Here is a 21,785-nt window from a genome sequence, read left to right as displayed (position 1 = left end):
CGCCAATCCACGATCTCATTGTTGGTTGTTTGGCGCCGCCGTCGCCCCACCTTCCCTCATTCCTGTGCCTGTCACAGGAATCCAGCAGCGCCGTGTCCACGGCGCGGGAGACTCGCCTTTTGGCGATGCCGACAGGTGGAGAACAAGCTCTTTGCTCGGTTCCACCACAACAAATTCCGCGAACATCAACCTGCTGACAGGAGTCTTTTCGCCGTGCCGACGCACGGCGGCTGGATTCCTGTGACAGGCACAGGAATGAGGGAAATTGGGGAAGCCACCGCGCCAGACAACCGCTATCTCGCGCTTGAACTCAGACAACCTCCTTAAAGCTCACATCTAGAGTAGTGTCGGCTCGGGATCCTGGTCCGGATCGATCTCATCGAGAATGTCGGGCCTGTCGTTCTTTGGCGATCCGACTGCCGGGCCGATCGGCCACATCGTCATCAGCTCGGAGGTGAAGGGCACCATCAGATCGTGGGGATCGGGCTCCGGCGAAAGCCAGCGCTCGTAATCCTCCCGGTGCAGGATGACCGGCATGCGATCGTGGATTTCCGCCATCATCTCGTTGGCGTCGCAGGTGATGACGGCGAATGTCCTGTGGTCGACGCCGTGCTCGTCGCGCCAGCTATCCCAGACGCCGGCGAGCGCGAAGGGCGCGCCGGATTTCATCGCGACCGCATAGGGCTGCTTGTTCTTGCCGGTCGAATAGATGTCCTTCCACTCGAAGAAGCCGTTGATCGGAACAAGGCACCGGCGCGATCGGTAGGCGGCCTTGAACAGGCCATTGCTGGCAAGTGTTTCAGCCCGGGCATTGACCGGCGGCCGGCCTGCCTTGTCCTTCGACAGGCGGGACATGAGGCCCCAGCGCGCCGAGACGAAAACCGGCCCCATGACATCAGGCTCACGCACCACATCGCGGATGATGATCGGATAATCCTGCTGCGGCGCACCGTTATAGCGGGGAAAGCCGTTCGCAAGCCCCGCGACATCGCCAGGGCCGGCGAAGGAAAAGGCTCTCAGCAACTCTTCCAGCGATGTCTTTATGTAGACGCGCCCGCACATGGTGTTTCTCCGGAAAGCGGCAGGATAGTGCAGCCAGGACGGCATGTCACGGGCAGCACTTCGGGCTTCCATTCCGCCTTCGGCTTACAGCTGTAAGCCGGTTCAAGCCTGCTGACATGTTCGGGTAACGGGGCGTTGTTAGCGAGTTTTCCACGAACATCGGCATTGCGGATCCGCGCTCCGGACCTGCCGGGAAACCCGCATGCTGACAGGAGACAGCATGAAAGCCATCGACCCCTATTCCACCACCCACACCCTGGACAACGCACAGCTGCGAACCATCGTCACGCGGCTCGAAACGCGGGCCAGGCACCCGCTCTTCAGGAAGATGCTTGGTGACTATCTCGAGGCGATAAACATCGACGCGGCGGCGGCTGTACTCGATCTCGGTTGTGGCACCGGTTTCGTCGCGCGCACGATAGCGCTGCGGCCAAACTTTTCGGGACGAGTGCTCGGCATCGACCTCAGTCCATGGCTCGTCGCGGCGGCGGCAGACCTGGCAATGGACGAGGGTCTCGACCGGATCGGGTTCCGCGCCGGCGACAGCCGCAAGTTGGATCTTGCTGACGGCAGTTTCGACGCGATCGTCGCCCATACGCTTATCAGCCATGTCGAACACCCGATCACCGTCATTCGCGAGGCTGCTCGCCTCGTCCGGCCCGGCGGCATGATCGCGATCTTCGATGGCGATTTCGCGTCCATGACCTACGGAAACGCCGACGGCACCCGCGCCAAAGCCAATGACGAGGCGATCATCAGCTGCGCCGCCATCAACCCGCGCGTAATGCGGCATATGCCCCGATTGCTACAAGCCGCCGGCCTGCAACTTGTCAGAACCTTTCCCTATGTCCTGGCCGAACTGGGCCGGGCGGATTTTTGGTCGTCGGCGATCGACGCCTTCCAGAGCCTCGCCCCGAGCGCGGGAGCCATGACGCAGCAGGAAGCCGATGCCTGGGCCGAGGAACTGCGTCGCGATTCCGAGGCTGGGATATTCTTCGGGGCGATGAACTACTACACGTTCATCGCGCGGCGGGTTTAGAGCTGGGTAAAATGGAAATGCCGCCTTCGCGCGCAACCCGTGAGAAAGGCCGGTACATACCGGCCTCCCTTCATGCATTCTGCGGCAGCACCTATCCTCCATGGAGGCAATCGGTCAGTTAACGGCAACGGCGCTCCGTCTCGGTATAGCGTTCGCCATACTCGTCCTCGCGGGTGACAGTCCTCGTAATGCAGCGGTCGCGATAGCGATAGCGTGGGCGTTCTTCCCTAACGCCAAACTGGACGCCGCGTTCGTTGATGGTGATACCGGGGCGTACGCGGTCGTAGCGGTCATAATCCCGGTCAATGTAGACGCTGTCGGCCATGGCGGGAGCGGCGAAGGAACAGACGCTCAACATGACAGCAGCGCAACTCATGATTGAATTTCGCATGACGGTTTCCTCCTTTTCGCTGAAGGGTCAACGAAGGAGAAGCGAAGTGGTTCCATCTGCTCGCGCTACAGATATGCGCCAAAAATCAGCAGAATTGCACCGACCGCTATCATGGCGAGGCCCGGCCAATTGCGCGTCAGGCCGAGGAAGGCGAGCCCCTGCTGTGGTGGTTCCAGGGTCGGTGCGCCGCCGCTCTCGGGCGAACGATGGGGTTCGCTCAACCTCCGCCGGCCAAGAGCTTCGCGCATTGTGTAGAGCACGCCGCAAATCACCAGAAGTGCCCCGATCAGGATCGTCCACATGGGTCGTCTCCTTTTTGTTGTTCGAATCTGTAAGGATTTAGGGCGATGGGCGCCGGGGGCGATGGGCAGAATTCGGTGGTGATGCGGCAGAGCGGATTTGCTGGTTACGGGTTGGATGCTGCTGCGGGTTCCGGATCGTAGTTGAAGATTTCTAGGATAATTGGAAAGGAGAATTGCCACCGCCGTCAGGGTAACGACGCTGGACCTTCAGAAACTTCCCACTTTCTTCGGAAATCCAGATATCGGTCGATGCCAAATATGGAGATGCAAGTCGCATAGTAATGAATGCTCTGAATGCTCTCCGCCAGCGTGCAGTTGCTGAATTTTGGGCTGTAAGTGTCCAATAATGACCACGACGATCTGTCAAATTCCTCCCATTCAGTAGAGGAGGCAGCCTTCCGAAGCCCCTTTGTCCGCGTGATCCGAAACTCGCCAAAAGGCTTTAACGTCCCGTCATTCTTAACTTCATAGATTCTTTCGCTATGGCTCGGCGTGCCGCGGGTCGCGACATAGGCGCTGTTAACCGCGCGACACGTAGGGTCCTCCTTGGGGAGTTCATTCGCCCGCGCCTGCGGGACACCGATGCAGAGGATGAACCCTATTGCGGCGAAACAATTCCATGCTTGCATCGATGTGTTCAACCTCACAGGTTATGGCTCGCCCGCTCTTATTGCATCGGCATGGCGGCTTGCTTCGGGTCGTAGTCGAAGACTTCCAGCGCGGTCCTGAAGGGAAACAGCCATTCATTGCTGGGATAACTGCGCAGCATCCTTAGGAAGAGACCGGTGTCAGCGGATATCCAGACCTCGAATTCTGCGCTGTACGGAAATTTACGCCAGGTTCCGGAATAGTGATCAACCTTGCCCTCTGAGGCGCGCTGTTGATCAAGAAGCCGGCATGAAGAAAATTTCGGATGATCCATGTCCAGAAGCGAGGTCGAAGGCTTGCCAAACTTCTGCGATTCCCCGGACACAAGATTTTTTTGAACGCCCCCGTCCCGATCAACGTAGAGGACTATATATGGCCGAAGCGTCTGATCTTCCCTTAATTCGTAGATCGTTTCGTTATATCGCGGGAAACTGCGGGTCGCGAGATAGGCTTGGTTCACGGCATCACAGGTCGGATCCGGCTTCGGCTTTTCAATGACCTCGATATCGAAGAGAGTCTCGTCGATGCGGCCGTTCCAATAAGAGAAGCGTGCGGTAATACTGTCCCTGCCGGCGAAGCCTTCGTCGGGCGTATAATAGCTGGCGAGACCAAGCACCGTCGCGCCATCGCACCTCTCGAATTCGCCTTGCTCCGGACGATATCCATATTCGTGAAGGGCCTCCATCTTGCCGTGCTGGGGAGGCTTCAGGATCTCAACGCTCGGCGAGAGGTATACCGAGCAACCGTCTTCGACGTGATATGCGAAATCGTATGCGAAATCTATTTTTCTGCGCTCGCCGCTGAATACGGTTCGTCGATGTTGATCCGGTCTGACACTGTCTTCCGCCTTACTAAGGCTGGGCAGCGATATGGCGGCTGCCATAGCCAATACGAACAGAATAAAAGCGCGTTTCATGAAAAATCCCTCTCAACCAGCATGCCGCCGGTGAAGGCTGCGTTCACTGCGTTGGTGCTACGGCGTTTTTCGGATCGTAGTCGAAGGTCTCAAGCGCAACTGGAAAGGAATATTCCCAATTGTCGGTATAGCGCCGGATGACCTTGGTGAATCTTTTGTCTTTCGCGGAGATCCAGATTTCGGCTGATGCCTCGAACGGAAAGTCGTGCCATGTTGCGCGATAGTGGATTTCCTTGCCGCCCTTGATGTGTTTGCAGGCGGTGAATTTCGGATCGACCTGATCGAATGTCGACCATGCCGTTCGATCGAATTCCACCCATCTCTCGCCAAAGGCATATTTCAAGTACCCGGCTGCCCGCGTGACCCGAACGTCGGCGTAGGGTTTATGAGTGCCATCTTTCTTGAGATTGTAGATCTTCTTGCTGTAGGACCATGTGCCGAGGGTTGCGACATAGGCATAATTGACCGCGCGACCGGTGGGATCTTCCTTTGGCTGATCGTTCATCCGTGCCTGCGGGATGTCGCCGACCGGATTGTAGTCGAAGAGTTCCAACAAGGTTTCAAAGGGAAGCTGCCACCCGTTGTCGGGATAACGCCGCAGCGTTTTCAGAAAGAGACCAGTGTCGGCCGATATCCAGATCTCGGACTCCGCTCTGTATGGAAATTTACGCCAGATCACAGAATAGTGGGCGACCTTGCCTTCCGGCGTGCGCTGTCGATTCAGAAGCCGGCACGAAGAAAACTTCGGATAATCCCTGTCTTCAAGTCGAAGTGCCGTGGCCTTGTCAAATGTCGTCCACCAGCCGGTATGAAAATTCAGCTCAGCGAACTTTTCCGCGTCGCCTCTGATGACGGCAACGAGAGCCCGCGTCCCGTCCTCCCTCAACCCGTAGATCCTTTCCTTGTATTTCGGGAAATTGCGGGTTGCGACATAGGCTTGATTTACAGCATCACAGGACGGATCCAGCTTCGGCTTTTCAATGATCTGAATATTGAAGACGGCCTCGGTAATGTAGCCGTCCCCATATGAGAAGCGCGCGGTGAAACTGTCTCTGCCGCTGAAACCTTTGTCGGGCGTGTAATAGGCCGCCAGACCAAGCACCTTGGTCGTATTGCATTTTTCGTACTCGCCTTCCCCCGAAGGATATCCTTCCTCGCGGACAGCCTCCATCTTGCCGTGCTGGGGAGGATTCAGGATCTGAACGATCGGTAAGGCGTACATGGAGCAATCGCCCGCAATTTGGTATGAGAAATTTATCTTGCGGCGCTCGCCGCTAAAAAGGGTTCGTTGTTCTTCATTATGTTCGACGTCATTGTCGTCTGCCTTGCTAAGGCTAGACAGCGATATAGCGGCTAACACAACTACGACAAACTGTATAAATGCACGCTTCATGAAAAACTCCCTCAACCAATGCTTGAATATTTAAGAGAATGAATCAAGTCAATACTAGGCATCCGATGGCGGCGCCGTTGTTAAACGGGCGTGAAAAGTCCTGATGTAGCTTTCTACTGCACTCTATTTCGCCCATATCTCCCGCTCATCTGTGCAACTCGTAAAAAGTGTGGCATAACTACCCCATGGCGATAAATGTCTTGGCAGTCCATAACGGCGCGGTCAGGACGGAAGAGGCGGGGGGCAATTCGCTTGTGACCGCCTATTCCGTGGCGGTCCTCTGCTGGCTGCTGTCGGCCGGCGTCTATATCGCTGCCAAATGGGTCTCCTCAGAAATGCCGCCCTGGGCGCTCTGCTTCTGGCGCATTCTGATCGCCTGGGCGATCCTGCTGCCGGTCGTGCATCGGCATTTCGGCGCCATGGTCGCGCTCGCGCGAGCGCGCCCGCTGGAACTGCTCGCAATCGGCGGGATTGGGCTTGCGATCTGCCAGGGCATGGTCTTCATCGGCCTCGAATTCGCCGATGCCACCACGGCCGGCATCATCATGGCACTGATCCCGATCATCACCATGATCCTTGCCCGTTTCATCCTGGGCGAGCCGCTTGGCCCCTGGCAGGCGGTCGGATCAGTCCTTGCCTTCCTCGGCATCCTGGTCATCGTCGTCAAGGGTGACCCGGCCGCGCTGTTGCGTCTCGACGTCAATCCCGGAGAATTGTGGATCGTCGCCGGCTCCTTCTGCTTCAGCCTTTACGCCGTCTTGCTGCGCCGTGCGAAATTCGACATCGAGCGCCTTCCGCTGCTGGTGCTACTTCTCGGCGCTGCGGCGCTCACCGCGCTGCCTTTCTATCTCTTTGAGATTGCGTCCGACGAACGCTCGGCACTGAATGCCAGCGGGCTCATCGCACTCGCCTATGCGGCGATCCCCGGCGGAGCCCTGATGTATTTCTGCTTCAACTGGAGCATCGAGGCGCTGGGTGCCGCCCGGGCGGGCGTTCTCCTCTATCTCCAGACGATCTTCGTCGCCGTGCTCGCCTATCTGATCCTCGGCGAGCAGCTGCAGCGTTATCACCTCGAAGGTGCAGCGATCATTATCATCGGCCTGCTTCTCGTCATCCTGCTGAAGCCGAAGAGCGAAGCGGCGGCGGCAAGGCCGTGAGGTTCAGAGGCGCTGGCAAGCGAGCCAGCTCGTTCCCGCAGCCATCAGTCCGAATGCAGTGAATCCGGCCACCAGCCCCGCCGCCAGACAAACCGCGAGATGATCGCGCCAGGAAAAGACGATCAGCGGCGGCGGCATGTAAGGCTTCGCCTGGCATTCGCCCTTGCAGGCGCAGCCATCGAAAAGTTTGAAACCGCAATCGCTCATGGCAGCGCTGCCAGTCTTTCGAGCCGGACATCGTGGGCGTAGTCGGGATCGACAGGCGTGCTGCTGCCGGCGGCTCCGTAATCCACATGCTCGTCGCGTTCGCCCTGCGAACGGATGTCGTAGTCTTCCGAAATGTCCTCGCCGATGCGGCGTGCGATGTCGTAACGGTCGACGGCGATGACGGCGCAGGTCTCGGAGATGTTTTCGTCGATAAGGGCCTGCACCTCTTCGGAGGTATAGCAACGGATGTTGGTTTCGATGATGTTCGACGTGCCGCGGTGAATGCCGCCGGTCCAGGCGACGGTGATGAGCAGCAGCTCGCCCGCGCCGATTGCGTATCGGGTTGTCATGGATGCTGCCCTATGCCGCGCGTCCGGGGTGGTGGGCAGGCAGGAGGGGAGTGGGGTCAGCGCGATCCGGGTGGATCAAGGGCTTAGCGGCATGTGGCGTTCTCAAACCAGCTTTCGTGTTCATAAGTCCCATCTTCTGCTTGCCCTTACCGAAGTCTCGCGTCCCCTTGGGGAGGTCATTCGGTGCGCTGATGGGATGGACAATACCGGTTCGGCATGATTGCGTCAATACCATTTTGGTATCAAATTTATACCAGAGGAGTTGGACGGCCCCGAGATTTGCCCCTCACCCTAGCCCTCTCCCCGCTCGCGGGGAGAGGGGACGATCGTTCAAACCGGATAGATGCGTCACAGAATGGACCGGTTAAATGGGTGGCAGTTTGCGGCTGGCGCGATTGGCTCCCTCTCCCCGCGCGCGGGGAGAGGGTTAGGGTGAGGGGCCAGAACTCTCAGCGAATCCAATGGTTTCGGATCAGAATACCTGCCGTGTGGCGGCCCCCTCATCCGACCCTTCGGGCCACCTTCTCCCCGAGGGGGAGAAGGGAGGGCCCTCTCACGCGTTCCCGGCAAGCGCAATATAATGCACCGTGTACACCGTATTGGCCGGAAAGCGCAGTTCCTTCGGCGGGTTGAACTGTTCCAGCACCAGCTCGGCCGCATTGTGGCGGACGAACTTCTTGACGTAGGCAAGCAGCGGGCCGCCATCCTCCAGGCGTACCTGGGCGATGACGTAGTCGCCCTTCTTCACGCGCCGTTTCGGATCCACGAAGCAGATCTCGCCGTCCTCGTAGCGCGGATACATGGAATCGCCCGAGACGGAGACGGCGTAGGCTTCGGAAATATGCGAGAGAACCGGAGGTGCGAGCACCTCGTAAAGGACTGTGCCATTCATGATAAATTCGCCGTCTACGCCACCAACTGCCTGGCCATAAACGGGAATCTTGCGGCCTTGCCCCACCAGTTTATCGCCAATCCGGGCATTGGGAAGTTCATAAAATTGTACGGCGTTGGAAACTCCTTCGGAGCTGGGGCTCTCCTCGCGTTCGAACAGGATGACTTCGGGCGAGGCCTGAAGATGGGGGGCGAGACGTTCGGCCCATTCCTTCGTCAGCTTGCGGTCGCCCGTCTCCAGACGCTTGATCTGGGGCTGCGACGTGCCGGCGAGTTCAGCCAGCTGCTGCTGGCTGAGGCCCTGTCTCTCCCGTAACTCTCTGAGTTTGCTCATAATGTTAGATTATACCGATATGGAATAAAACGCAACGGCCAAAATGGTATAATTTTGCTGGACAGATAATGCCATTTTGGTATTATTTCATGCATGAGATTACAGCAATTCATCAAGGGCAGGGAGATGACGCACGAGGCCTTTGCAAGGATCGTCGGCGTCAGCCAGGCGACCATCAATCGCTATGTGCGCGGCGAGCGTTTTCCCTCGCCGGAGATGATCCGCCGGATCGGCGAGGCGACGGGCGGGGCGGTGACGGTCGCCGACTGGTATGGCGAGACGGAGGTCTTGCCGTGAGTGTGGGGTTATGAGCTCGGGCGCAATGCTGGGCTTGGCGCTGCAGGGCTTTGCCGCCTGCCTGATAGCGGCGGGATTTTATGCCTGTCTGATTGCGGCCGTCGTCGGCGGCGCGAAGAAGAAGAAGAATAAGAGATAGCTGCGCGATCCTCCCGGCGCAGCTTCGCCGGCCCCGGCTTCCTCCTCCCTGAGCCGGGGTCGGCACCCATTCCAATATTGCGGCCCTGATCAAGGGCCGTTCATCCGAAAGCAGAAGAGGCGGGCATGACCGTGGCGGAACTCATTCGCAAAATGGCGGAGGCCGGCGCGCCGACCGAGGCGATCGCCATTGCCGTCGAGGCAATCGAGGCGAAGGACGGCGAGATCGCCGAGCGGCGCGCTGCCGAGCGCGACCGCAAGCGGCGCCAGCGGGCAGCCCAGGCCGAAAGGCAGGTGCGCGATGGGCGGGCACGGGCCGGACAGCCCGAGGCGTGTCCCGGGACAGTCGCGGGACAAGACGGGGACAAAACCCTTCCCCCTAAAGAAAGGTCCCCCGGACCCCCTAAAGAAATAACCCCCAACCCTGGCTCGCTTCGCTCGGAGCGGCAGCGCCCGACGCGGCTGCCGGCCGACTTCCTGCCGGACCTGCGTTTCGCGGCCGAGAAGGGACTGAGCCAGGCGCAGGCGGCCGTCGAGGCGGCAAAGTTCCGCAACTACTGGACCGCCAAGGCCGGGGCCGACGCCCTCAAGCTCGACTGGCAGGCGACCTGGCGCAACTGGGTGCTGAATGCGCTACCGAAAGGCGCCAGGGACGCGCGGCCTCAGGCTTCGACCGCATTTCAGCAGCGCCATCAAAGCGCGATCGAGGCATTCGACAGAAAATTGGGAATCACACGCGATGACGACTTTACCGGCGGCACTCTCGACCTTGAACCGGCAGATTGGCGCACTCTCCGAGCAGTTGCGACCGGCCACTGAGGACCAGGTGGCGCGCTCCGTGCGCTCGCTGCTTGCCGCCGGCCTCGCGCTTCCCTCGGCCATGCAGGCGGGCAAGGCGCCGGAGATCTATGCCTTCGCGCTTGCCGGCGTTGCGGCGCACGGGCTTAGGCGGGCGACCGAGAAGATCATCCGCGGCGAATATGAGATCAACCGCGCCTTCGTGCCGACGCCGCCGGAATTTGCGGCACTCGCCAGGAGCGAGGCGAGGGCGGTGCGCGAGGATATCGCCCGACTCCGGGAAAGGAAGGCGATGCTGGAGGAAGCGGGCCGGCCGCGCGCCAAGACGGACGAGGGCCAGCTTGACCGCATCCGCGCGCTCTACCGGCAGTTTTCCGCTGCCAACAGCCAGGCAAAGGCCTTCGAGCGTCACCGCCCGCCGCAGGAAGCGCTGACTCCAGAAGAGGCCGCCTACTGGGCGGGCATCGCTGACTTAAGCGACGCGCCGACGATCTCGGCTGAGCAGGCGGCCTTCCGCCGCCGGGTCGCCGCCGTGATCGTGGGCCCAAAGACAGTCGAAACGGAGACGATGAAAGGCAAATGATGAGCAATCAGGCAATCCCCTTGGAATGCCCGCTGACGAAGCGGCAGATCGAATGCGTCGAATGGGCCTCGCGCGGCAAGACCGCGTTCGAGACCGGCATCATCCTCGGCATCACCCACTATTGCGTCGAGCGTCACATCAAGGACGCGACCGCCGCCGCCGGCGTGACGAACAAGACGGCGGTGGTGGCGGCCGCCCTCAGGAATGGCTGGATTGAGTAGGCAAGGGACATGACGAGGATAAGCATGACGGAGACGGGCAAGGCTATGGACAAGATGTCAACGACGGTCGGCACGAAGGCGGGCATGATGAAGACGGGAAGCGGGGCAAAGGCGGGCGAGAAGAAAACAGGCGGGCCAAAATCGGCAAAGACCAAGGCGCTCGCCTGGCAGTCGAAAATCGAGACGCGCAGGGTCATGGTCGACAATCCCTATTTCTCGCGCGCCCATGAGGGTGGCCGGGGCAACCCGGTCAAGATCGAGGCTGTCGTCAACATCCGCGAGAGCGCGATCGGCACCATGGCCGCCAAGGGTCATATCAGTCAGCACCAGTTGCAGGCGGCGCTGCGCTTCCGCAGGCTCTCAGAACTGCTCGGTGGCGCGGGCGCCGGCTCGCTCGACCTTTCCGTCGAACGGGTCGACGCTGGCGGCGCGCGCGACCCGATCGGTCTGCATCAGATGGATGCCGGGCGCCAGCTCGCCAAATGCCGCGAACTGCTCGGCGTTCGTGCCTACGAGATCATGAGCAAGGTGGCCGGCCAGGGCTTTGCGATCGCCGAGCTCGGCCGGACGCATCGCGAGCGGACGACGCTTGCGGACTATCTGAAGGATGGGCTGGACGTGCTGGCGGAGCACTGGGGGTATAAGACGCGGGATACGCGAGGGTAAATTGTTGCGGATGGAGGCCTGACTTGTGGGGCAGAGCCGCGACCTCAGTCGTCCCTGTTCGTTCACAGCCGCCGCTTGAGGTTGTCCCCTCGCCCCGCTTGCGGGGAGAGGGCTAGGGTGAGGGGCGAAACTCTCGGCAAATCCGTCAGTTGCGAGAAAAAATCAGGTGCTGCGACGGCCCCTCATCCGCCCTTCGGGCACCTTCTCCCCGCAGGCGGGGCGAAGGGGGAGTCGCACCCTTCTTCGTCCCTTACAGCGGCGATCGATCCGCAGCCGCCGCTTGCTCGATTGTCCTCTCGCCCTCTTTCGAGGAGAGCGCGGGAAGGGCTGAGGGCGAAATCCAGCTTCCTGGCGGTCACGATGCTGTCAAATCAAAGTGATTGAATACAGGCCTGCTGCTGCATGTCTCGCTCAATCAGATGCTTCTGAAAAGACGCATGATGCTGCAAGGTGAAAATGCAGGGGAATCAATTGGTTATGCTCTAAATGCCCGGGCTTTGCCGCGCCCGAGCGAAGCTGGCGAAGCACGCGCCCCGCGATTGCCCAACGCGTGACAATTCATATTTTCCCAACACAGCGTTCAGGATTTCGCGCCTTTTATTGTCTCAGGCAGCACCCACATCCCGGCTGCAGACAAAAGAGGGATCTCTCCCAAGCAAACCCATTTTGAAGGCAGGCATTCCAGAGAGGGGCCCGTGTTACCGTTGGAGAACAAGGGCTCAGATCACCAAAATTGTTCATTTTCGGCGGTGTCATTGTTCCCAAGAAATGCACCGCGAAGCAAAAGGAAAGTAAATATGAGCAAGATCGCAAACATCACGATGGCAGCCGCTATCGTCGCTTCCGCAATCATCGGCGGCGCGGCCTCGGCCTCGGCAGCCAACTTCTACGGCATGAATTCATCGCCATATCCTGCCGGCGGCTCGAACAAGGCCTCCGCAGCAAGCCGCGTCATGGGCGCTCCCCGCACCAAGGACGCGAACACAACGGGCAGTGTCAAGAAAGAGGCCGTTCCCAGCAAGCCGAAGGCTACGCAGCAACCTCGCGCAAACTGATGGTCTCAGGCATCCGTCCGTAAGATGAGGCTCGGTGTAACGCCGGGCCTTTTTTCATGCCATAGATGGTCGCGCTTTGCCGGACGTGTCCGCCCTTCATCATCACCGAAATGTGCTGGACGGGGCCGGATGACAAAAATTTGCCCGTCACGGTATATTCCCCCGGGGGTATAACAATGGCGCGGGGACGATGAGGGCGGACAGAAACTGGAAGCGGATTCTCAATCCGCTGCGGCAACGGTTGCGTTCGGCCGGAGGCAACTGTGCCGGGATTTCTCGCGAAAAAGCAGGGGTCTTCGAAAAAATCCAGACCGGCAGGGGACTCGGCGATGCGCAGCGTTGAGTTCGGCCCCTTCCAGTTGTTTGCGCAGGAGCGTCGCCTGGTCAGGCAGGGCGTGACGGTTCCCTTGGGTGGCCGGGCGCTCGATCTTCTCATCCTCCTCGTCGAAAACGCCGGGAGCGTTGTGACCAAGCCGCAGCTCATGGCCCGGGCCTGGCCCGATATCACGGTCGAGGAGAGCAGCCTCAGAGGGCACATCGCCGCTCTGAGGAAGGCACTGGACGAGGGAAAGGACGGGATACGCTACATCGCGAATGTCGCCGGCCGAGGCTATTGCTTCGTCCATCACGTCAGTAATATAGCGCCGCCGAACCATAGGGCGCCGGAAACACCAGTCCGCAGCCCGGCCGGCAGACTTCCCCCGATACCGACCCGGATGATCGGACGCGACAATGACATGCGCGTCATCGGGGAGCTTCTGTCGACACGGCGATTTGTGACCATCCATGGGCCGGGAGGCATCGGGAAGACGACAGTCGCCCTTTCGATGGGCCATCATCTCTCGGGGCTTTTTCGGCACGGTGTGCAGTTTCTTGACCTTGGCGTACATCCGGCGAAGGAGGCAATTCCGGAAGTCCTCGCGTCGAAGCTGGGACTGGCGGTCCAGACAAAAGATCCAACGGCCGCGGTCATAACCTATCTGCGCGACCGCCACATGCTTCTGATTCTCGACTGCTGCGAACATGTGATCGGCTCGGCGGCGACACTGGCGGAGACGATCTTTCAGGAAATCCCCGGCGTCAGCATTCTGGCAACGAGCCGTGAGCCTCTGCGGGCCGCCGGAGAACATGTGTATCCTCTGGTGCCGATGGACATTCCGCCCGAGGGCGCGACGCTGAACGCCAGGAGCGTTCTGGACTATTCGGCCGCTTCGCTCTTCGTCGAACGCGTTGTCGCGGGCGGCCATCCGGGCAGGCTCAATGACGCCGATGCGATTGTTGTTGCCAATATCTGCCGGAAGGTCGACGGCATCGCGCTCGCGTTGGAACTGGCCGCCGGCCGCGTGAGCACCCATGGGCTCAGGGGGACGGCAGAGCTGCTCGATGGCCGATTGAAACTGCTCTGGCAAGGACGGCGTACGGCATTGCCCCGCCATCAGACGCTGAGCGCCACGCTGGACTGGAGTTACGAGCTGCTCTCCGAACGCGAGCGCATCGTGCTTCGGCGCCTGTCCGTGTTCGTTGGACCGTTCGGGCTCGCCGAAGCACAGGCAATCGCGGGTGGCGATACCGTCGCTGCCGCCGATATCGTCGAAGCGCTGGCTCAGCTCGTGTCAAAATCCCTTGTCGTCGCGGATCCCATGGACGGCGCAACGCGGTACCGGCTCCTTGACACGACACGTGACTACGCGAAGGCCAAGCTCGCCGAGGCCGATGAGGAAGCGGCGGTCTCCAGACGCCATGCATCCTACTATGTCGCGCCGCTCAGGCTGATCGCGACCACGACCCGAATCTCGCAAGACCGCAATGCCGCCGCGGTACTGCATCTCGGCAATATTCGTGCTGCCTTGGATTGGAGCCTGTCCGACATGGGCGATGCCGCACTCGGCGTCCGGCTGGCGGCCGACTCGGTTCGCCTGTTCCTTCGTGACGGGCTGCTCGCCGAATGCCGGCGCTGGTGCGAGCGGGCGCTCGCTGTCCTGCCGAACGAGCTTCGCGATACGCAATATGATATGGCGTTGTACGCCGCACTTGGTCATATACAGATGTACTCCGAGGGCAACAGCATTAAGGCACGCGCCCTGCACGAGCAGGCCCTCAGGATCGCGGAAATCCTGCAAGATTACGACGCTCAGTTTCGCCTGCTCGGCTGCCTGCATATTTATGATCGTCGCACCGGAGATTTCACGCGCCTGCTGGACATTGCCGAGAAGGCAACGGCGTTGACGGATCGCCTTGTCGAACCGGCGGTGTCACCCGCCGCCGACGTGCTGGTCGCCGCGTCTCACTATCTGGCGGGAAACCTGCCCAAGGCGCGAGAGTGCCTGGTCCGAGTGTTGCGGCGACCGGAGAATGCCACGCATGGAACGACGAATTTTCTCGACTTCCGCTCCGAATCCCAACTCCTGCTTGCCAGAGTTCTCTGGCTGCAGGGATTTGCCGACCAGGCCCTGAACCTGGTGCGCGAGGGCGAAAGCGCCGCAAGGCCGGATCCCCTTGCGACCTGTCAGGTCCTCATTCTGGCGGGCGGCCTGTTTCATTTCAGAGGCGACTGGCCGACATTCGAAAGCTATACCGACCGGCTGATTCAACACGCCACCGAATTTTCGCTGAAGCCTTACAGATCCGTCGGTTACGGCTTGAAGGGCGAGGCCCTGTTTCGCCAGGGAGACCGCGAAGCCAGTCTCAAATTGATCCGGGAAGCACTCACGGAACTGAAGTCCGAAAACTTCGGGACCTACACGCCCTGGCTCTCCTGCACGCTCGCCGAGGGCCTCGCCCAGAACGGTTTTCTCGACCAGGCCCTTGGGCTGATGGATGACGTCATATCCGCAGCCTGGCGGCGCAACGGCCTCTACATAATACCCGAGCTGTTGCGCGTGCATGGCGAACTCTTTGCAAAGGCAGGCAGCGAACGCGACGCCGAACGGATGTTTGAACAATCGATTTCCATCGCGGACGTGCAGACGGCGTTGTCCTGGCGGCTGCGCGCGGTCACCAGTCTGGCGCGGCTCAGAGCCCGGCAGCAAAGGCACGGGGAAGGCTGGGCGATATTGAGCGAAACCTACGCGCTCTTCCGTGAGGGGTTCGATACGGCAGATCTCAAGGCTGCGAGACGCCTGCTGGATGAGCTCGCCGTCGACGTAAAGGGATTGTGAGAAGGGGAGTCATTCGCGCCGTGCAGACACACAGCGGCTGGATCCCTGTGACAAGCACAGGGAAGAGGGAGGATGGGGCCGCCCGTGCCCCAATCACCGCCTGAAATCTTGGAAATTATAGAACGGTGCCAAGCCTCCAGCTTTCGGAGGCAGTTGTTTGGTGCGGAAGCCTCCCCGACCTCGCTCTTCCCTGTGCTTGTCACAGGGATCCAGCCGCCGTGCGTCCGCACGGCGAAAGGACTCTTGCTGCATGACGCCGGCTGCACAGAGCTTCGTTTGGCCTGGGCGTCGCGCCTCTCACCCCACAAAACTCCACACTTCTCGGCAAAACTGAACTGGCGCGACAGACCGTCTCAACCGATCCTCGAGGAATTCTGGGAATCCTTGTCGGTAGAGGAGGCGGCATGCAACTCAGTTCATATCAGGCTCAGACGGTCATCGACGGCGCTGAAGCCAAGGCGCGTGAGATGGGACTTGCCGTCGTCATCGCCGTGCTCGATGCCGGCGCTCATCTGAAGGCGTTCCGGCGCATGGATGGCGCGGTGCTCGCATCGATCGACATCGCCATCCGCAAGGCTTCGACGGCCGTCCTGTTTCAGGCAAACAGCGAGACCGTCTGGGACTATTGCAAGCCCGGGGCTTCGGCCCCCGAGCTCGAGCTGACGAACGGCGGTCTTGCTCCGTTTGGCGGCGGTATTCCGCTGAAGGGGCCGGACGGGATCGTCATTGGCGCGCTCGGCGTGGCGGGCGGCACCGTCTCGCAGGATGTCGAAGTCGCGCAGGCAGCTTTGTCCGCCTTTAGGGCGCTCAGCCATTAGATCCGAGCTTGCGCCCCGCGAGGCGATTCCCTGACAGGTCTCAATCAGGACATTGCGCGCCCGTTTCGATCCAGGCCGCAATCAGCGCGCGGAAGGCCTCCTGGTTTCCAGGTGCTGCCGCGCGCCCTTCGCCGGGATGCCACGCCCAGGCGACGAGATGGTCCTCGCCCATGTGATGAATGAGGTCCGCGAGCGACCGGTCGCCGTTGCGGTTCGGATCTTTGACCTGCTCGCAAATTTCGCGGTGCGACAGGCCCTGCCAGGCCATGCTTGCGGGGGCGAGCGACCAATGGGCATTGCCGGGGATCGATTTGAGCCGGCTGCCGACGAGGGTCCGGTTTTCCGCTCCGTGACAGGTCGTGCAGGCCAGCCCCGCCGGACCCATGGAGCTTTCGATGGCGTTGATCGGCGGCACATGCGGGTGCAAGTCTTCGCCCTGGGTCGGGCTGCGCGTCGCGGGATGGCAGTTCATGCAGCGGGGGTGCGTGATGACGCGGGTCGCCTCTTCGAAGAGCGCCTTCGATCGAGCGGACGTATCCGTGATGGCGTCGAAATCGGAGACAGCCTTCAATGCCGCTGCGTTGTCCGTCGTCTCGGCATTGCCCTGCAAGGGGCCGAGGGCAATAAGGCCCAGAGCGGCAGCACCGATGGCAAGAGATACAGCAAAAGCCCTGCCCATCATGATCATACTCTCTGCAATTGGGTCTGGTCGACCGGAAGCGAACGCAGGCGTTTGCCGGTGGCTTTGAAAATCGCATTCAGCAGCGAGGGTGCGACGCCGGGCGTGCCGACTTCACCGATGCCGCCGGGGGCTTCCGTGCTCGGGACGATGTAGACGTCGATCGTCGGCGTCTCATGGATCCGCAGGACCGGGGAATCGTCGAAATTGCCCTCCACGACGGCGCCGCGCGCAACGGTGATGCGCCCGTAAAGCGCAGCACTCAGGCCATAGACGATGCCGCTCTGGATCTGCGCCTCGATCGTATCGGGGTTGATCGCCTGGCCGCAATCGACGGCGCAGACGATGCGGTTGATCTTCAGGCTTCCGCCGTCGTCGACCGTCACTTCCGATATCATCGCGGCGAAACTGCCGAAGTCTTCCGAGATGGCGATACCGCGTCCCTTGCCTTCAGGAAGCGCCTTCGACCAGCCAGCCTTCTCGGCCGCGAGATTGAGGGCGCCGAGGAGCCGAGGCTTGTCGTTCAGCAGACGCCGGCGGTATTCGAGGGGATCGGCGCCCGCGGCATGTGCGAGCTCTTCGATGACCCCCTCGATGGGCGGTATGTTGCGCGTGGCGCCGACGCCGCGCCAGTTGCCGGTCAGCATGCCGTCGGGCGCCTCGTGCCGGACGAACTCCGTGTATTTGTTGGGAATGGCGTAGGGGCTTTCCGCGCCGCCCATGATGTCGAGATCGATGCCATTCCGCGTGAAGGCGGGCAGCCAGCGCGCCATGACGGCCGGGCCGATGACGCGATGCCGCCACGAGACCGGCAGTCCGTCCGGACCGAGCGTTGCCGTCACCTTGCTGTAGTTGAGATAGCGATAGCAGTCGTGACGGATGTCCTCTTCGCGGCTCCAGGTCACTTTGACCGGTCCGGCAACGTGCCTGGCGATCTTGGCGGCGACGATGACGCCGTCGACATCGAGCCTGCGGCCGAAACCGCCGCCGAGCAGGTGATTGTGCACCACCACCTTTTCCAGCGGCAGACCCGTCACATCGGCGACCGCCTGCCGGGCGCGTCCCATGACCTGGGTGCCGGTCCAGACCTCGCAACCATCCTGATGGATGTGGAGCGTGCAGTTCATCGGTTCCATGGCCGTGTGCGTCAGGATCGGCAGCCGGTAGATGAATTCCAGCGGCGGGCCATGCTCGGCCTCGGCCTTGGCCACATCGCCTTCGTTGATGTGGGGGAGGGCGTCGCCTCCGATCGCCTGCTCGGCGCGTTGCTCGAGCTCTTCCATGGAGAGATTGCCGTTGACCCCCGGATCCCACTCGATCGAAAGCGCCGCAAGGCCTTTGCGGGCAGCACCCGTATTGTCCGCGACCACGGCGACGGCATCCTCGATCCGGACAACCTGTTTCACGCCTTTGACGGCGAGAGCCGGCGCATCGTCGACCGAACGCAGCGTTCCGTTGAAGTGCGGACAGATCGCGATCGCGGCATAGGACACGCCGTCAGGGCGGGCATCGATGCCGAATTTCGCCGTGCCGTTGACCTTCTGCGGACTGTCGAGCCGCCGGATTGCCTGTCCGATAACCTTGAAGCTTTGTGCCGGCTTCAACGGGACCTCCTGAGGGACGGGCTCGGAAGCGGCTGCCTCGATGAGGCCGCCATAAGCGCTGCTGCGGCCGCTTGCCGCATGGATAACCGCGCCGGCCGCGGCATGGCAGGTGTCCGGTGCGACGCCCCATTGCCGTGCGGCCGCGTTGACGAGCATCTGACGGGCGGTCGCGCCCGCCTGGCGCATGGGCTCGTAGATGCCCCGGATGGCAAGCGAGCCGCCTGTGATCTGGTCGCCCAGCAAGGGGTTGGCGTAGCGCGACGGGTCAGCCGGCGCATGCTCCAGGGTCACCTGGTCCAGGTTGACCTCCAGCTCCTCGGCAATCAGCATGGCAACGGCGGTATAGATGCCTTGCCCCATTTCGACTGACGGCATGACGAGCACGATCCTGCCATCGGCCGGGATGCGGATGAAGGCATTGGGTTCGAACGTGCCGCTTGCCGCCGCTGATGTCACCGGCCTCAGTCCGATGAGGAGGGCGGCTCCCGAGAGCGATGCGCCGATCAGGAAACTGCGTCGCGAAAAGCCGATCTCGGCCCTGTCCAAGATGCTCATCGGGATCACCTCGCCTCAGCAGACTGACCGGCGGCCAGCTTGATCGCCGCGCGGATGCGCGGATAGGTGCCGCAGCGACAGATATTGCCGGCCATGACGGCATCGATGTCGTCGTCCGTCGGCGCCGAATTGGCCGCCAGCAATGCTGCCGCGGACATGATCTGCCCCGATTGACAGTAGCCGCACTGGACCACGTCGACATCGAGCCAGGCTTTTTGCACACGGGCGCCTTCCTCGGTTTCGCCGATCGCTTCGATGGTCGTGATTGCCCTGGAGACCGCTTCCTGGACCGGCATGACACAGGACCGGACAGCCATGCCGTCGACATGAACCGTGCAGGCGCCGCACATGGCGATCCCGCAACCGAATTTCGTCCCCGTCAGGCCGATCGTGTCGCGCAGCACCCAGAGAAGCGGAATGTCGCCGTCGACATCGACGGTGTAGCTCTTTCCGTTGATGGTCAGATCATAGGACATACAAAATCTCACGGCCGGAAGCCGTCCCCCTAACGCAGCAGTACGGACACTCTGCCAGCGCTCGCCGGTGTCCGCGCGTGAAATTTTGTGAAATCTTGTGGTGCCGGGGTGGGGTCGTGGCGGTCGTGTGTGAAGGAGGGAGTCATTCGCGCCGTGGACACGGCGCGGGCTGGATCCCTGTGACAGGCACAGGGAAGAGGGAGTTTGGGGGACCGTCCGTGCCCCAATCACCGCCTGAAATCTTGGAAAATTATAGAACCGGCCAAGCCTCCGGTATTTCGCAGGTAGTTGTTTGATGCGGAAGGCCTCCCCGACCTCCCTCTTCCCTGTGCTTGTCACAGGGATCCAGCCGCCGTGCGTCCGCACGGCGAAAAGACTCCTTTCGATACATCGCACAGTGTGTCATTTAGCTCGGCACTTCCCACACTCGGCCATCGGCCCCCGCCTCATATCTCCTGGATCAGCGCCTTCACCGCGCTGATCTGCGCCTCGTTGCGCCTGTAGAATATCCACTGCTTGATCCGCCTGGCGTGCACGAGACGGGCATGGGTGAGGACACGCATGTGTTCGCTTAGCGTTGCCGGGGAAATGGCGAGCTTTTCGGCGATCAGGACGGCGCAGACGCCGTCCTGAACCAGATCGCCATCCACCTGAGGCGGGAAATGGGCGACCGGATCCTTGAGCCAGTCCAGAATCTGAAGCCGCCTTGAATTGGCGAGCGCTTTGATGACATCAACCTCTTGCATTTCGTTATTTTGCTAAGTTACTAACTGATGTCAATGACCGAGGAGTTTTCATGATGGCCGACAGTTCAACCGATATTTCACAGGCGCGCATCCGAGAGGCGGAAGCCAAGATCCGTCCGCATATCCGGCGCACGCCCGTCCTGCACGTTGATATGGCTGATTTCGGCATGTCAACGTTGCCGGCCGCGCTCAAGCTCGAATGCCTGCAGCATTCCGGATCGTTCAAGGCGCGCGGCGCCTTCGCCAATCTCCTCGGAAGGCCGGTGCCGGCGGCCGGCGTCGTTGCCGCTTCGGGCGGCAACCATGGTGCGGCCGTTGCCTATGCGGCAAGCCGGCTCGGCGTTCCGGCGACGATTTTCCTGCCTGATGTCACCTCGCCTGCCAAGGCGGACCGGATCCGGAGCTACGGCGCGAAGCTGGTGGTCGGGGGCGAGCGCTATGCGGACGCGCTTGCGGCGAGCGAGGCGTTCGTGGCGGAGTCGGGCGCGCTTGCGGTCCACGCCTACGATCAGTCCGAGACGCTGATCGGGCAGGGGACGCTCGGCCTGGAGATGGAACGGGACCTGCCGGAGGTCGATACGATACTGGTCGCCGTTGGCGGCGGCGGTCTGATCGGCGGCATAGCCGCCTGGTTCGCCGGTCGCAAGCGGGTTGTCGCGGTCGAGCCCGAAGGCGCGCCGACGCTTCACATGGCACTCGCAGCCGGCCGGCCCGTCGATGCGCCCACCGAGGGCATTGCCGCCGACTCGCTTGCGCCAAGGCAGGTCGGCAGCCTGATGTTTCCGATTGCCCAATCCTATGTCGATCGCTCGATCCTGGTCAGCGACGACGATATCCGACGGGCGCAGGCGGCGTTGTGGGACACGATCCGGATCGTTGCGGAACCGGGCGGGGCGGCGGCCTTTGCGGCGCTGCTGAGCGGCCGATATGTGCCGGCGCCGGGGGAGAAGGTCTGTGTGCTGATATGCGGGGCGAACACGACTGCGGTGCGTTTCGGGTAGAGTTGCGCGGGCGGTGAAACCCCCTCATCCGACCCTTCGGGCCACCTTCTCCCCGCTGGGGAGAAGGGGGAGTCGCGGCCTCCGTCGTCCCTCACCGTGACATTGATTACCGTCACTGCCACTTGCTCTATTGTCCCCTCGCCCCGCTTGCGGGGAGAGGGCCAGGGTGAGGGGCAGAATTCTCAGCGAATCCGATAGTTGCGAGAGAAAATTCGAGTGCCGTGACAGCCCCTCATCCGACCCTTCGGGCCACCTTCTCCCCGCAGGCGGGGCGAAGGGGGAGTCGCAGCCTCCGTCGTC

The 21,785-nt window shown here is 61.4% G+C and carries 24 protein-coding genes; 12 read left to right on the top strand and 12 right to left on the bottom strand.

Going from position 1 to position 21,785, the window contains the following annotated elements; genetic code table 11:
• Positions 1-336: 336 nt before the first annotated feature.
• Entirely contained in the window at positions 337-1,062 is a 726-nt protein-coding gene (locus AAE029_RS29420) for an SOS response-associated peptidase (RefSeq protein ID WP_371076510.1), read from the bottom strand.
• A gap of 220 nt (positions 1,063-1,282) precedes the next feature.
• Here AAE029_RS29420 and AAE029_RS29415 point away from each other — a divergent pair, with 220 nt between their 5' ends.
• On the top strand, positions 1,283-2,101 hold the full coding sequence (locus tag AAE029_RS29415) for a methyltransferase domain-containing protein (RefSeq protein WP_371076456.1): 819 nt from the start codon (positions 1,283-1,285) through the stop codon (positions 2,099-2,101).
• Between the two features lie 118 nt (positions 2,102-2,219).
• On the opposite strand, the gene AAE029_RS29410 is transcribed toward AAE029_RS29415, so the two are convergent.
• The 4 genes from AAE029_RS29410 to AAE029_RS29395 all read right to left on the bottom strand — a co-directional run bounded on the left by AAE029_RS29410 (position 2,220) and on the right by AAE029_RS29395 (position 5,580).
• Positions 2,220-2,492, bottom strand: a complete 273-nt coding sequence (locus AAE029_RS29410) for a hypothetical protein (protein ID WP_371076455.1) — start codon at positions 2,490-2,492, stop codon at positions 2,220-2,222.
• A 65-nt stretch (positions 2,493-2,557) separates the two neighbouring features.
• Entirely contained in the window at positions 2,558-2,794 is a 237-nt protein-coding gene (locus AAE029_RS29405; protein ID WP_371076454.1) for a hypothetical protein, read from the bottom strand.
• Positions 2,795-3,461: 667 nt separating this feature from the next.
• Positions 3,462-4,358 (bottom strand): hypothetical protein, encoded by an 897-nt coding sequence (locus AAE029_RS29400; protein WP_371076453.1) that lies wholly within the window; start codon positions 4,356-4,358, stop codon positions 3,462-3,464.
• 43 nt (positions 4,359-4,401) lie between these two features.
• Positions 4,402-5,580, bottom strand: coding sequence for a hypothetical protein (locus AAE029_RS29395; RefSeq protein ID WP_371076452.1), 1,179 nt, complete (start codon positions 5,578-5,580; stop codon positions 4,402-4,404).
• Between the two features lie 356 nt (positions 5,581-5,936).
• On the opposite strand from AAE029_RS29395, the gene AAE029_RS29390 reads away from it, so the two are divergent.
• A complete protein-coding gene (locus AAE029_RS29390; RefSeq protein ID WP_371076451.1) occupies positions 5,937-6,908 on the top strand; it encodes a DMT family transporter in 972 nt (323 codons plus the stop codon).
• 3 nt (positions 6,909-6,911) lie between these two features.
• Here AAE029_RS29390 and AAE029_RS29385 read toward each other — a convergent pair whose 3' ends face one another.
• The 3 genes from AAE029_RS29385 to AAE029_RS29375 all read right to left on the bottom strand — a co-directional run bounded on the left by AAE029_RS29385 (position 6,912) and on the right by AAE029_RS29375 (position 8,690).
• Positions 6,912-7,115, bottom strand: coding sequence for a hypothetical protein (locus AAE029_RS29385; RefSeq protein WP_371076450.1), 204 nt, complete (start codon positions 7,113-7,115; stop codon positions 6,912-6,914).
• The gene (locus AAE029_RS29380; RefSeq protein WP_371076449.1) at positions 7,112-7,465 is read right to left on the bottom strand and encodes a hypothetical protein; all 354 of its coding nucleotides are present in this window, start codon (positions 7,463-7,465) and stop codon (positions 7,112-7,114) included. The genes AAE029_RS29385 and AAE029_RS29380 overlap by 4 nt, the downstream gene beginning before the upstream one ends.
• A gap of 553 nt (positions 7,466-8,018) precedes the next feature.
• Positions 8,019-8,690 (bottom strand): XRE family transcriptional regulator, encoded by a 672-nt coding sequence (locus AAE029_RS29375; protein ID WP_371076448.1) that lies wholly within the window; start codon positions 8,688-8,690, stop codon positions 8,019-8,021.
• A gap of 93 nt (positions 8,691-8,783) precedes the next feature.
• Here AAE029_RS29375 and AAE029_RS29370 point away from each other — a divergent pair, with 93 nt between their 5' ends.
• From AAE029_RS29370 to AAE029_RS29330, 9 genes are all read left to right on the top strand, one after another.
• A complete protein-coding gene (locus AAE029_RS29370; RefSeq protein WP_371076447.1) occupies positions 8,784-8,987 on the top strand; it encodes a helix-turn-helix domain-containing protein in 204 nt (67 codons plus the stop codon).
• A gap of 10 nt (positions 8,988-8,997) precedes the next feature.
• Positions 8,998-9,126, top strand: coding sequence for a hypothetical protein (locus tag AAE029_RS29365; protein ID WP_371076446.1), 129 nt, complete (start codon positions 8,998-9,000; stop codon positions 9,124-9,126).
• A gap of 125 nt (positions 9,127-9,251) precedes the next feature.
• Complete coding sequence (locus AAE029_RS29360) at positions 9,252-9,944, top strand: hypothetical protein (protein ID WP_371076445.1); 693 nt, start codon at positions 9,252-9,254, stop codon at positions 9,942-9,944.
• A complete protein-coding gene (locus AAE029_RS29355; RefSeq protein WP_371076444.1) occupies positions 9,865-10,506 on the top strand; it encodes a hypothetical protein in 642 nt (213 codons plus the stop codon). The genes AAE029_RS29360 and AAE029_RS29355 overlap by 80 nt, the downstream gene beginning before the upstream one ends.
• A complete protein-coding gene (locus AAE029_RS29350; protein WP_371076443.1) occupies positions 10,503-10,727 on the top strand; it encodes a helix-turn-helix transcriptional regulator in 225 nt (74 codons plus the stop codon). The genes AAE029_RS29355 and AAE029_RS29350 overlap by 4 nt, the downstream gene beginning before the upstream one ends.
• Positions 10,728-10,736: 9 nt before the next feature.
• Positions 10,737-11,393: a hypothetical protein gene (locus tag AAE029_RS29345; protein ID WP_371076442.1), complete on the top strand. Its 657-nt coding sequence runs from the start codon at positions 10,737-10,739 to the stop codon at positions 11,391-11,393.
• A gap of 797 nt (positions 11,394-12,190) precedes the next feature.
• On the top strand, positions 12,191-12,448 hold the full coding sequence (locus AAE029_RS29340) for a hypothetical protein (RefSeq protein ID WP_371076441.1): 258 nt from the start codon (positions 12,191-12,193) through the stop codon (positions 12,446-12,448).
• A gap of 329 nt (positions 12,449-12,777) precedes the next feature.
• Complete coding sequence (locus AAE029_RS29335; RefSeq protein ID WP_371076440.1) at positions 12,778-15,606, top strand: winged helix-turn-helix domain-containing protein; 2,829 nt, start codon at positions 12,778-12,780, stop codon at positions 15,604-15,606.
• A gap of 404 nt (positions 15,607-16,010) precedes the next feature.
• On the top strand, positions 16,011-16,424 hold the full coding sequence (locus tag AAE029_RS29330) for a heme-binding protein (RefSeq protein WP_371076439.1): 414 nt from the start codon (positions 16,011-16,013) through the stop codon (positions 16,422-16,424).
• 40 nt (positions 16,425-16,464) lie between these two features.
• On the opposite strand, the gene AAE029_RS29325 is transcribed toward AAE029_RS29330, so the two are convergent.
• From AAE029_RS29325 to AAE029_RS29310, 4 genes are all read right to left on the bottom strand, one after another.
• The gene (locus AAE029_RS29325; protein ID WP_371076438.1) at positions 16,465-17,106 is read right to left on the bottom strand and encodes an Isoquinoline 1-oxidoreductase subunit; all 642 of its coding nucleotides are present in this window, start codon (positions 17,104-17,106) and stop codon (positions 16,465-16,467) included.
• A 2-nt stretch (positions 17,107-17,108) separates the two neighbouring features.
• Entirely contained in the window at positions 17,109-19,262 is a 2,154-nt protein-coding gene (locus AAE029_RS29320; protein WP_371076437.1) for a molybdopterin cofactor-binding domain-containing protein, read from the bottom strand.
• Positions 19,263-19,267: 5 nt separating this feature from the next.
• A complete protein-coding gene (locus tag AAE029_RS29315; protein ID WP_371076436.1) occupies positions 19,268-19,738 on the bottom strand; it encodes a (2Fe-2S)-binding protein in 471 nt (156 codons plus the stop codon).
• 446 nt (positions 19,739-20,184) lie between these two features.
• Positions 20,185-20,484 (bottom strand): ArsR/SmtB family transcription factor, encoded by a 300-nt coding sequence (locus tag AAE029_RS29310; protein WP_371076435.1) that lies wholly within the window; start codon positions 20,482-20,484, stop codon positions 20,185-20,187.
• 50 nt (positions 20,485-20,534) lie between these two features.
• Between AAE029_RS29310 and AAE029_RS29305 the strand changes: the two genes are divergently transcribed.
• Positions 20,535-21,485, top strand: a complete 951-nt coding sequence (locus tag AAE029_RS29305; RefSeq protein ID WP_371076434.1) for a threonine/serine dehydratase — start codon at positions 20,535-20,537, stop codon at positions 21,483-21,485.
• Positions 21,486-21,785: the final 300 nt, after the last annotated feature.

The sequence above is a fragment of the Sinorhizobium sp. CB7 genome (genome assembly GCF_041357635.1).
In the GTDB taxonomy this organism is placed as follows: Bacteria; Pseudomonadota; Alphaproteobacteria; order Rhizobiales; family Rhizobiaceae; genus Rhizobium.
The sequence above is the reverse complement of the archived record's forward strand: the minus strand, read 5'-3'. Positions and strand labels throughout refer to the sequence as shown.

Bases quoted from the DNA above. Each gene is read 5' to 3' on its own strand.
- AAE029_RS29420 (WP_371076510.1), bottom strand. From the start codon at position 1,062: ATGTGCGGGCGCGTCTACATAAAGACATCGCTGGAAGAGTTGCTGAGA.
- AAE029_RS29415 (WP_371076456.1), top strand. From the start codon at position 1,283: ATGAAAGCCATCGACCCCTATTCCACCACCCACACCCTGGACAACGCA.
- AAE029_RS29410 (WP_371076455.1), bottom strand. From the start codon at position 2,492: ATGCGAAATTCAATCATGAGTTGCGCTGCTGTCATGTTGAGCGTCTGT.
- AAE029_RS29405 (WP_371076454.1), bottom strand. From the start codon at position 2,794: ATGTGGACGATCCTGATCGGGGCACTTCTGGTGATTTGCGGCGTGCTC.
- AAE029_RS29400 (WP_371076453.1), bottom strand. From the start codon at position 4,358: ATGAAACGCGCTTTTATTCTGTTCGTATTGGCTATGGCAGCCGCCATA.
- AAE029_RS29395 (WP_371076452.1), bottom strand. From the start codon at position 5,580: ATGTACGCCTTACCGATCGTTCAGATCCTGAATCCTCCCCAGCACGGC.
- AAE029_RS29390 (WP_371076451.1), top strand. From the start codon at position 5,937: ATGGCGATAAATGTCTTGGCAGTCCATAACGGCGCGGTCAGGACGGAA.
- AAE029_RS29385 (WP_371076450.1), bottom strand. From the start codon at position 7,115: ATGAGCGATTGCGGTTTCAAACTTTTCGATGGCTGCGCCTGCAAGGGC.
- AAE029_RS29380 (WP_371076449.1), bottom strand. From the start codon at position 7,465: ATGACAACCCGATACGCAATCGGCGCGGGCGAGCTGCTGCTCATCACC.
- AAE029_RS29375 (WP_371076448.1), bottom strand. From the start codon at position 8,690: ATGAGCAAACTCAGAGAGTTACGGGAGAGACAGGGCCTCAGCCAGCAG.
- AAE029_RS29370 (WP_371076447.1), top strand. From the start codon at position 8,784: ATGAGATTACAGCAATTCATCAAGGGCAGGGAGATGACGCACGAGGCC.
- AAE029_RS29365 (WP_371076446.1), top strand. From the start codon at position 8,998: ATGAGCTCGGGCGCAATGCTGGGCTTGGCGCTGCAGGGCTTTGCCGCC.
- AAE029_RS29360 (WP_371076445.1), top strand. From the start codon at position 9,252: ATGACCGTGGCGGAACTCATTCGCAAAATGGCGGAGGCCGGCGCGCCG.
- AAE029_RS29355 (WP_371076444.1), top strand. From the start codon at position 9,865: ATGACGACTTTACCGGCGGCACTCTCGACCTTGAACCGGCAGATTGGC.
- AAE029_RS29350 (WP_371076443.1), top strand. From the start codon at position 10,503: ATGATGAGCAATCAGGCAATCCCCTTGGAATGCCCGCTGACGAAGCGG.
- AAE029_RS29345 (WP_371076442.1), top strand. From the start codon at position 10,737: ATGACGAGGATAAGCATGACGGAGACGGGCAAGGCTATGGACAAGATG.
- AAE029_RS29340 (WP_371076441.1), top strand. From the start codon at position 12,191: ATGAGCAAGATCGCAAACATCACGATGGCAGCCGCTATCGTCGCTTCC.
- AAE029_RS29335 (WP_371076440.1), top strand. From the start codon at position 12,778: ATGCGCAGCGTTGAGTTCGGCCCCTTCCAGTTGTTTGCGCAGGAGCGT.
- AAE029_RS29330 (WP_371076439.1), top strand. From the start codon at position 16,011: ATGCAACTCAGTTCATATCAGGCTCAGACGGTCATCGACGGCGCTGAA.
- AAE029_RS29325 (WP_371076438.1), bottom strand. From the start codon at position 17,106: ATGATGGGCAGGGCTTTTGCTGTATCTCTTGCCATCGGTGCTGCCGCT.
- AAE029_RS29320 (WP_371076437.1), bottom strand. From the start codon at position 19,262: ATGAGCATCTTGGACAGGGCCGAGATCGGCTTTTCGCGACGCAGTTTC.
- AAE029_RS29315 (WP_371076436.1), bottom strand. From the start codon at position 19,738: ATGTCCTATGATCTGACCATCAACGGAAAGAGCTACACCGTCGATGTC.
- AAE029_RS29310 (WP_371076435.1), bottom strand. From the start codon at position 20,484: ATGCAAGAGGTTGATGTCATCAAAGCGCTCGCCAATTCAAGGCGGCTT.
- AAE029_RS29305 (WP_371076434.1), top strand. From the start codon at position 20,535: ATGATGGCCGACAGTTCAACCGATATTTCACAGGCGCGCATCCGAGAG.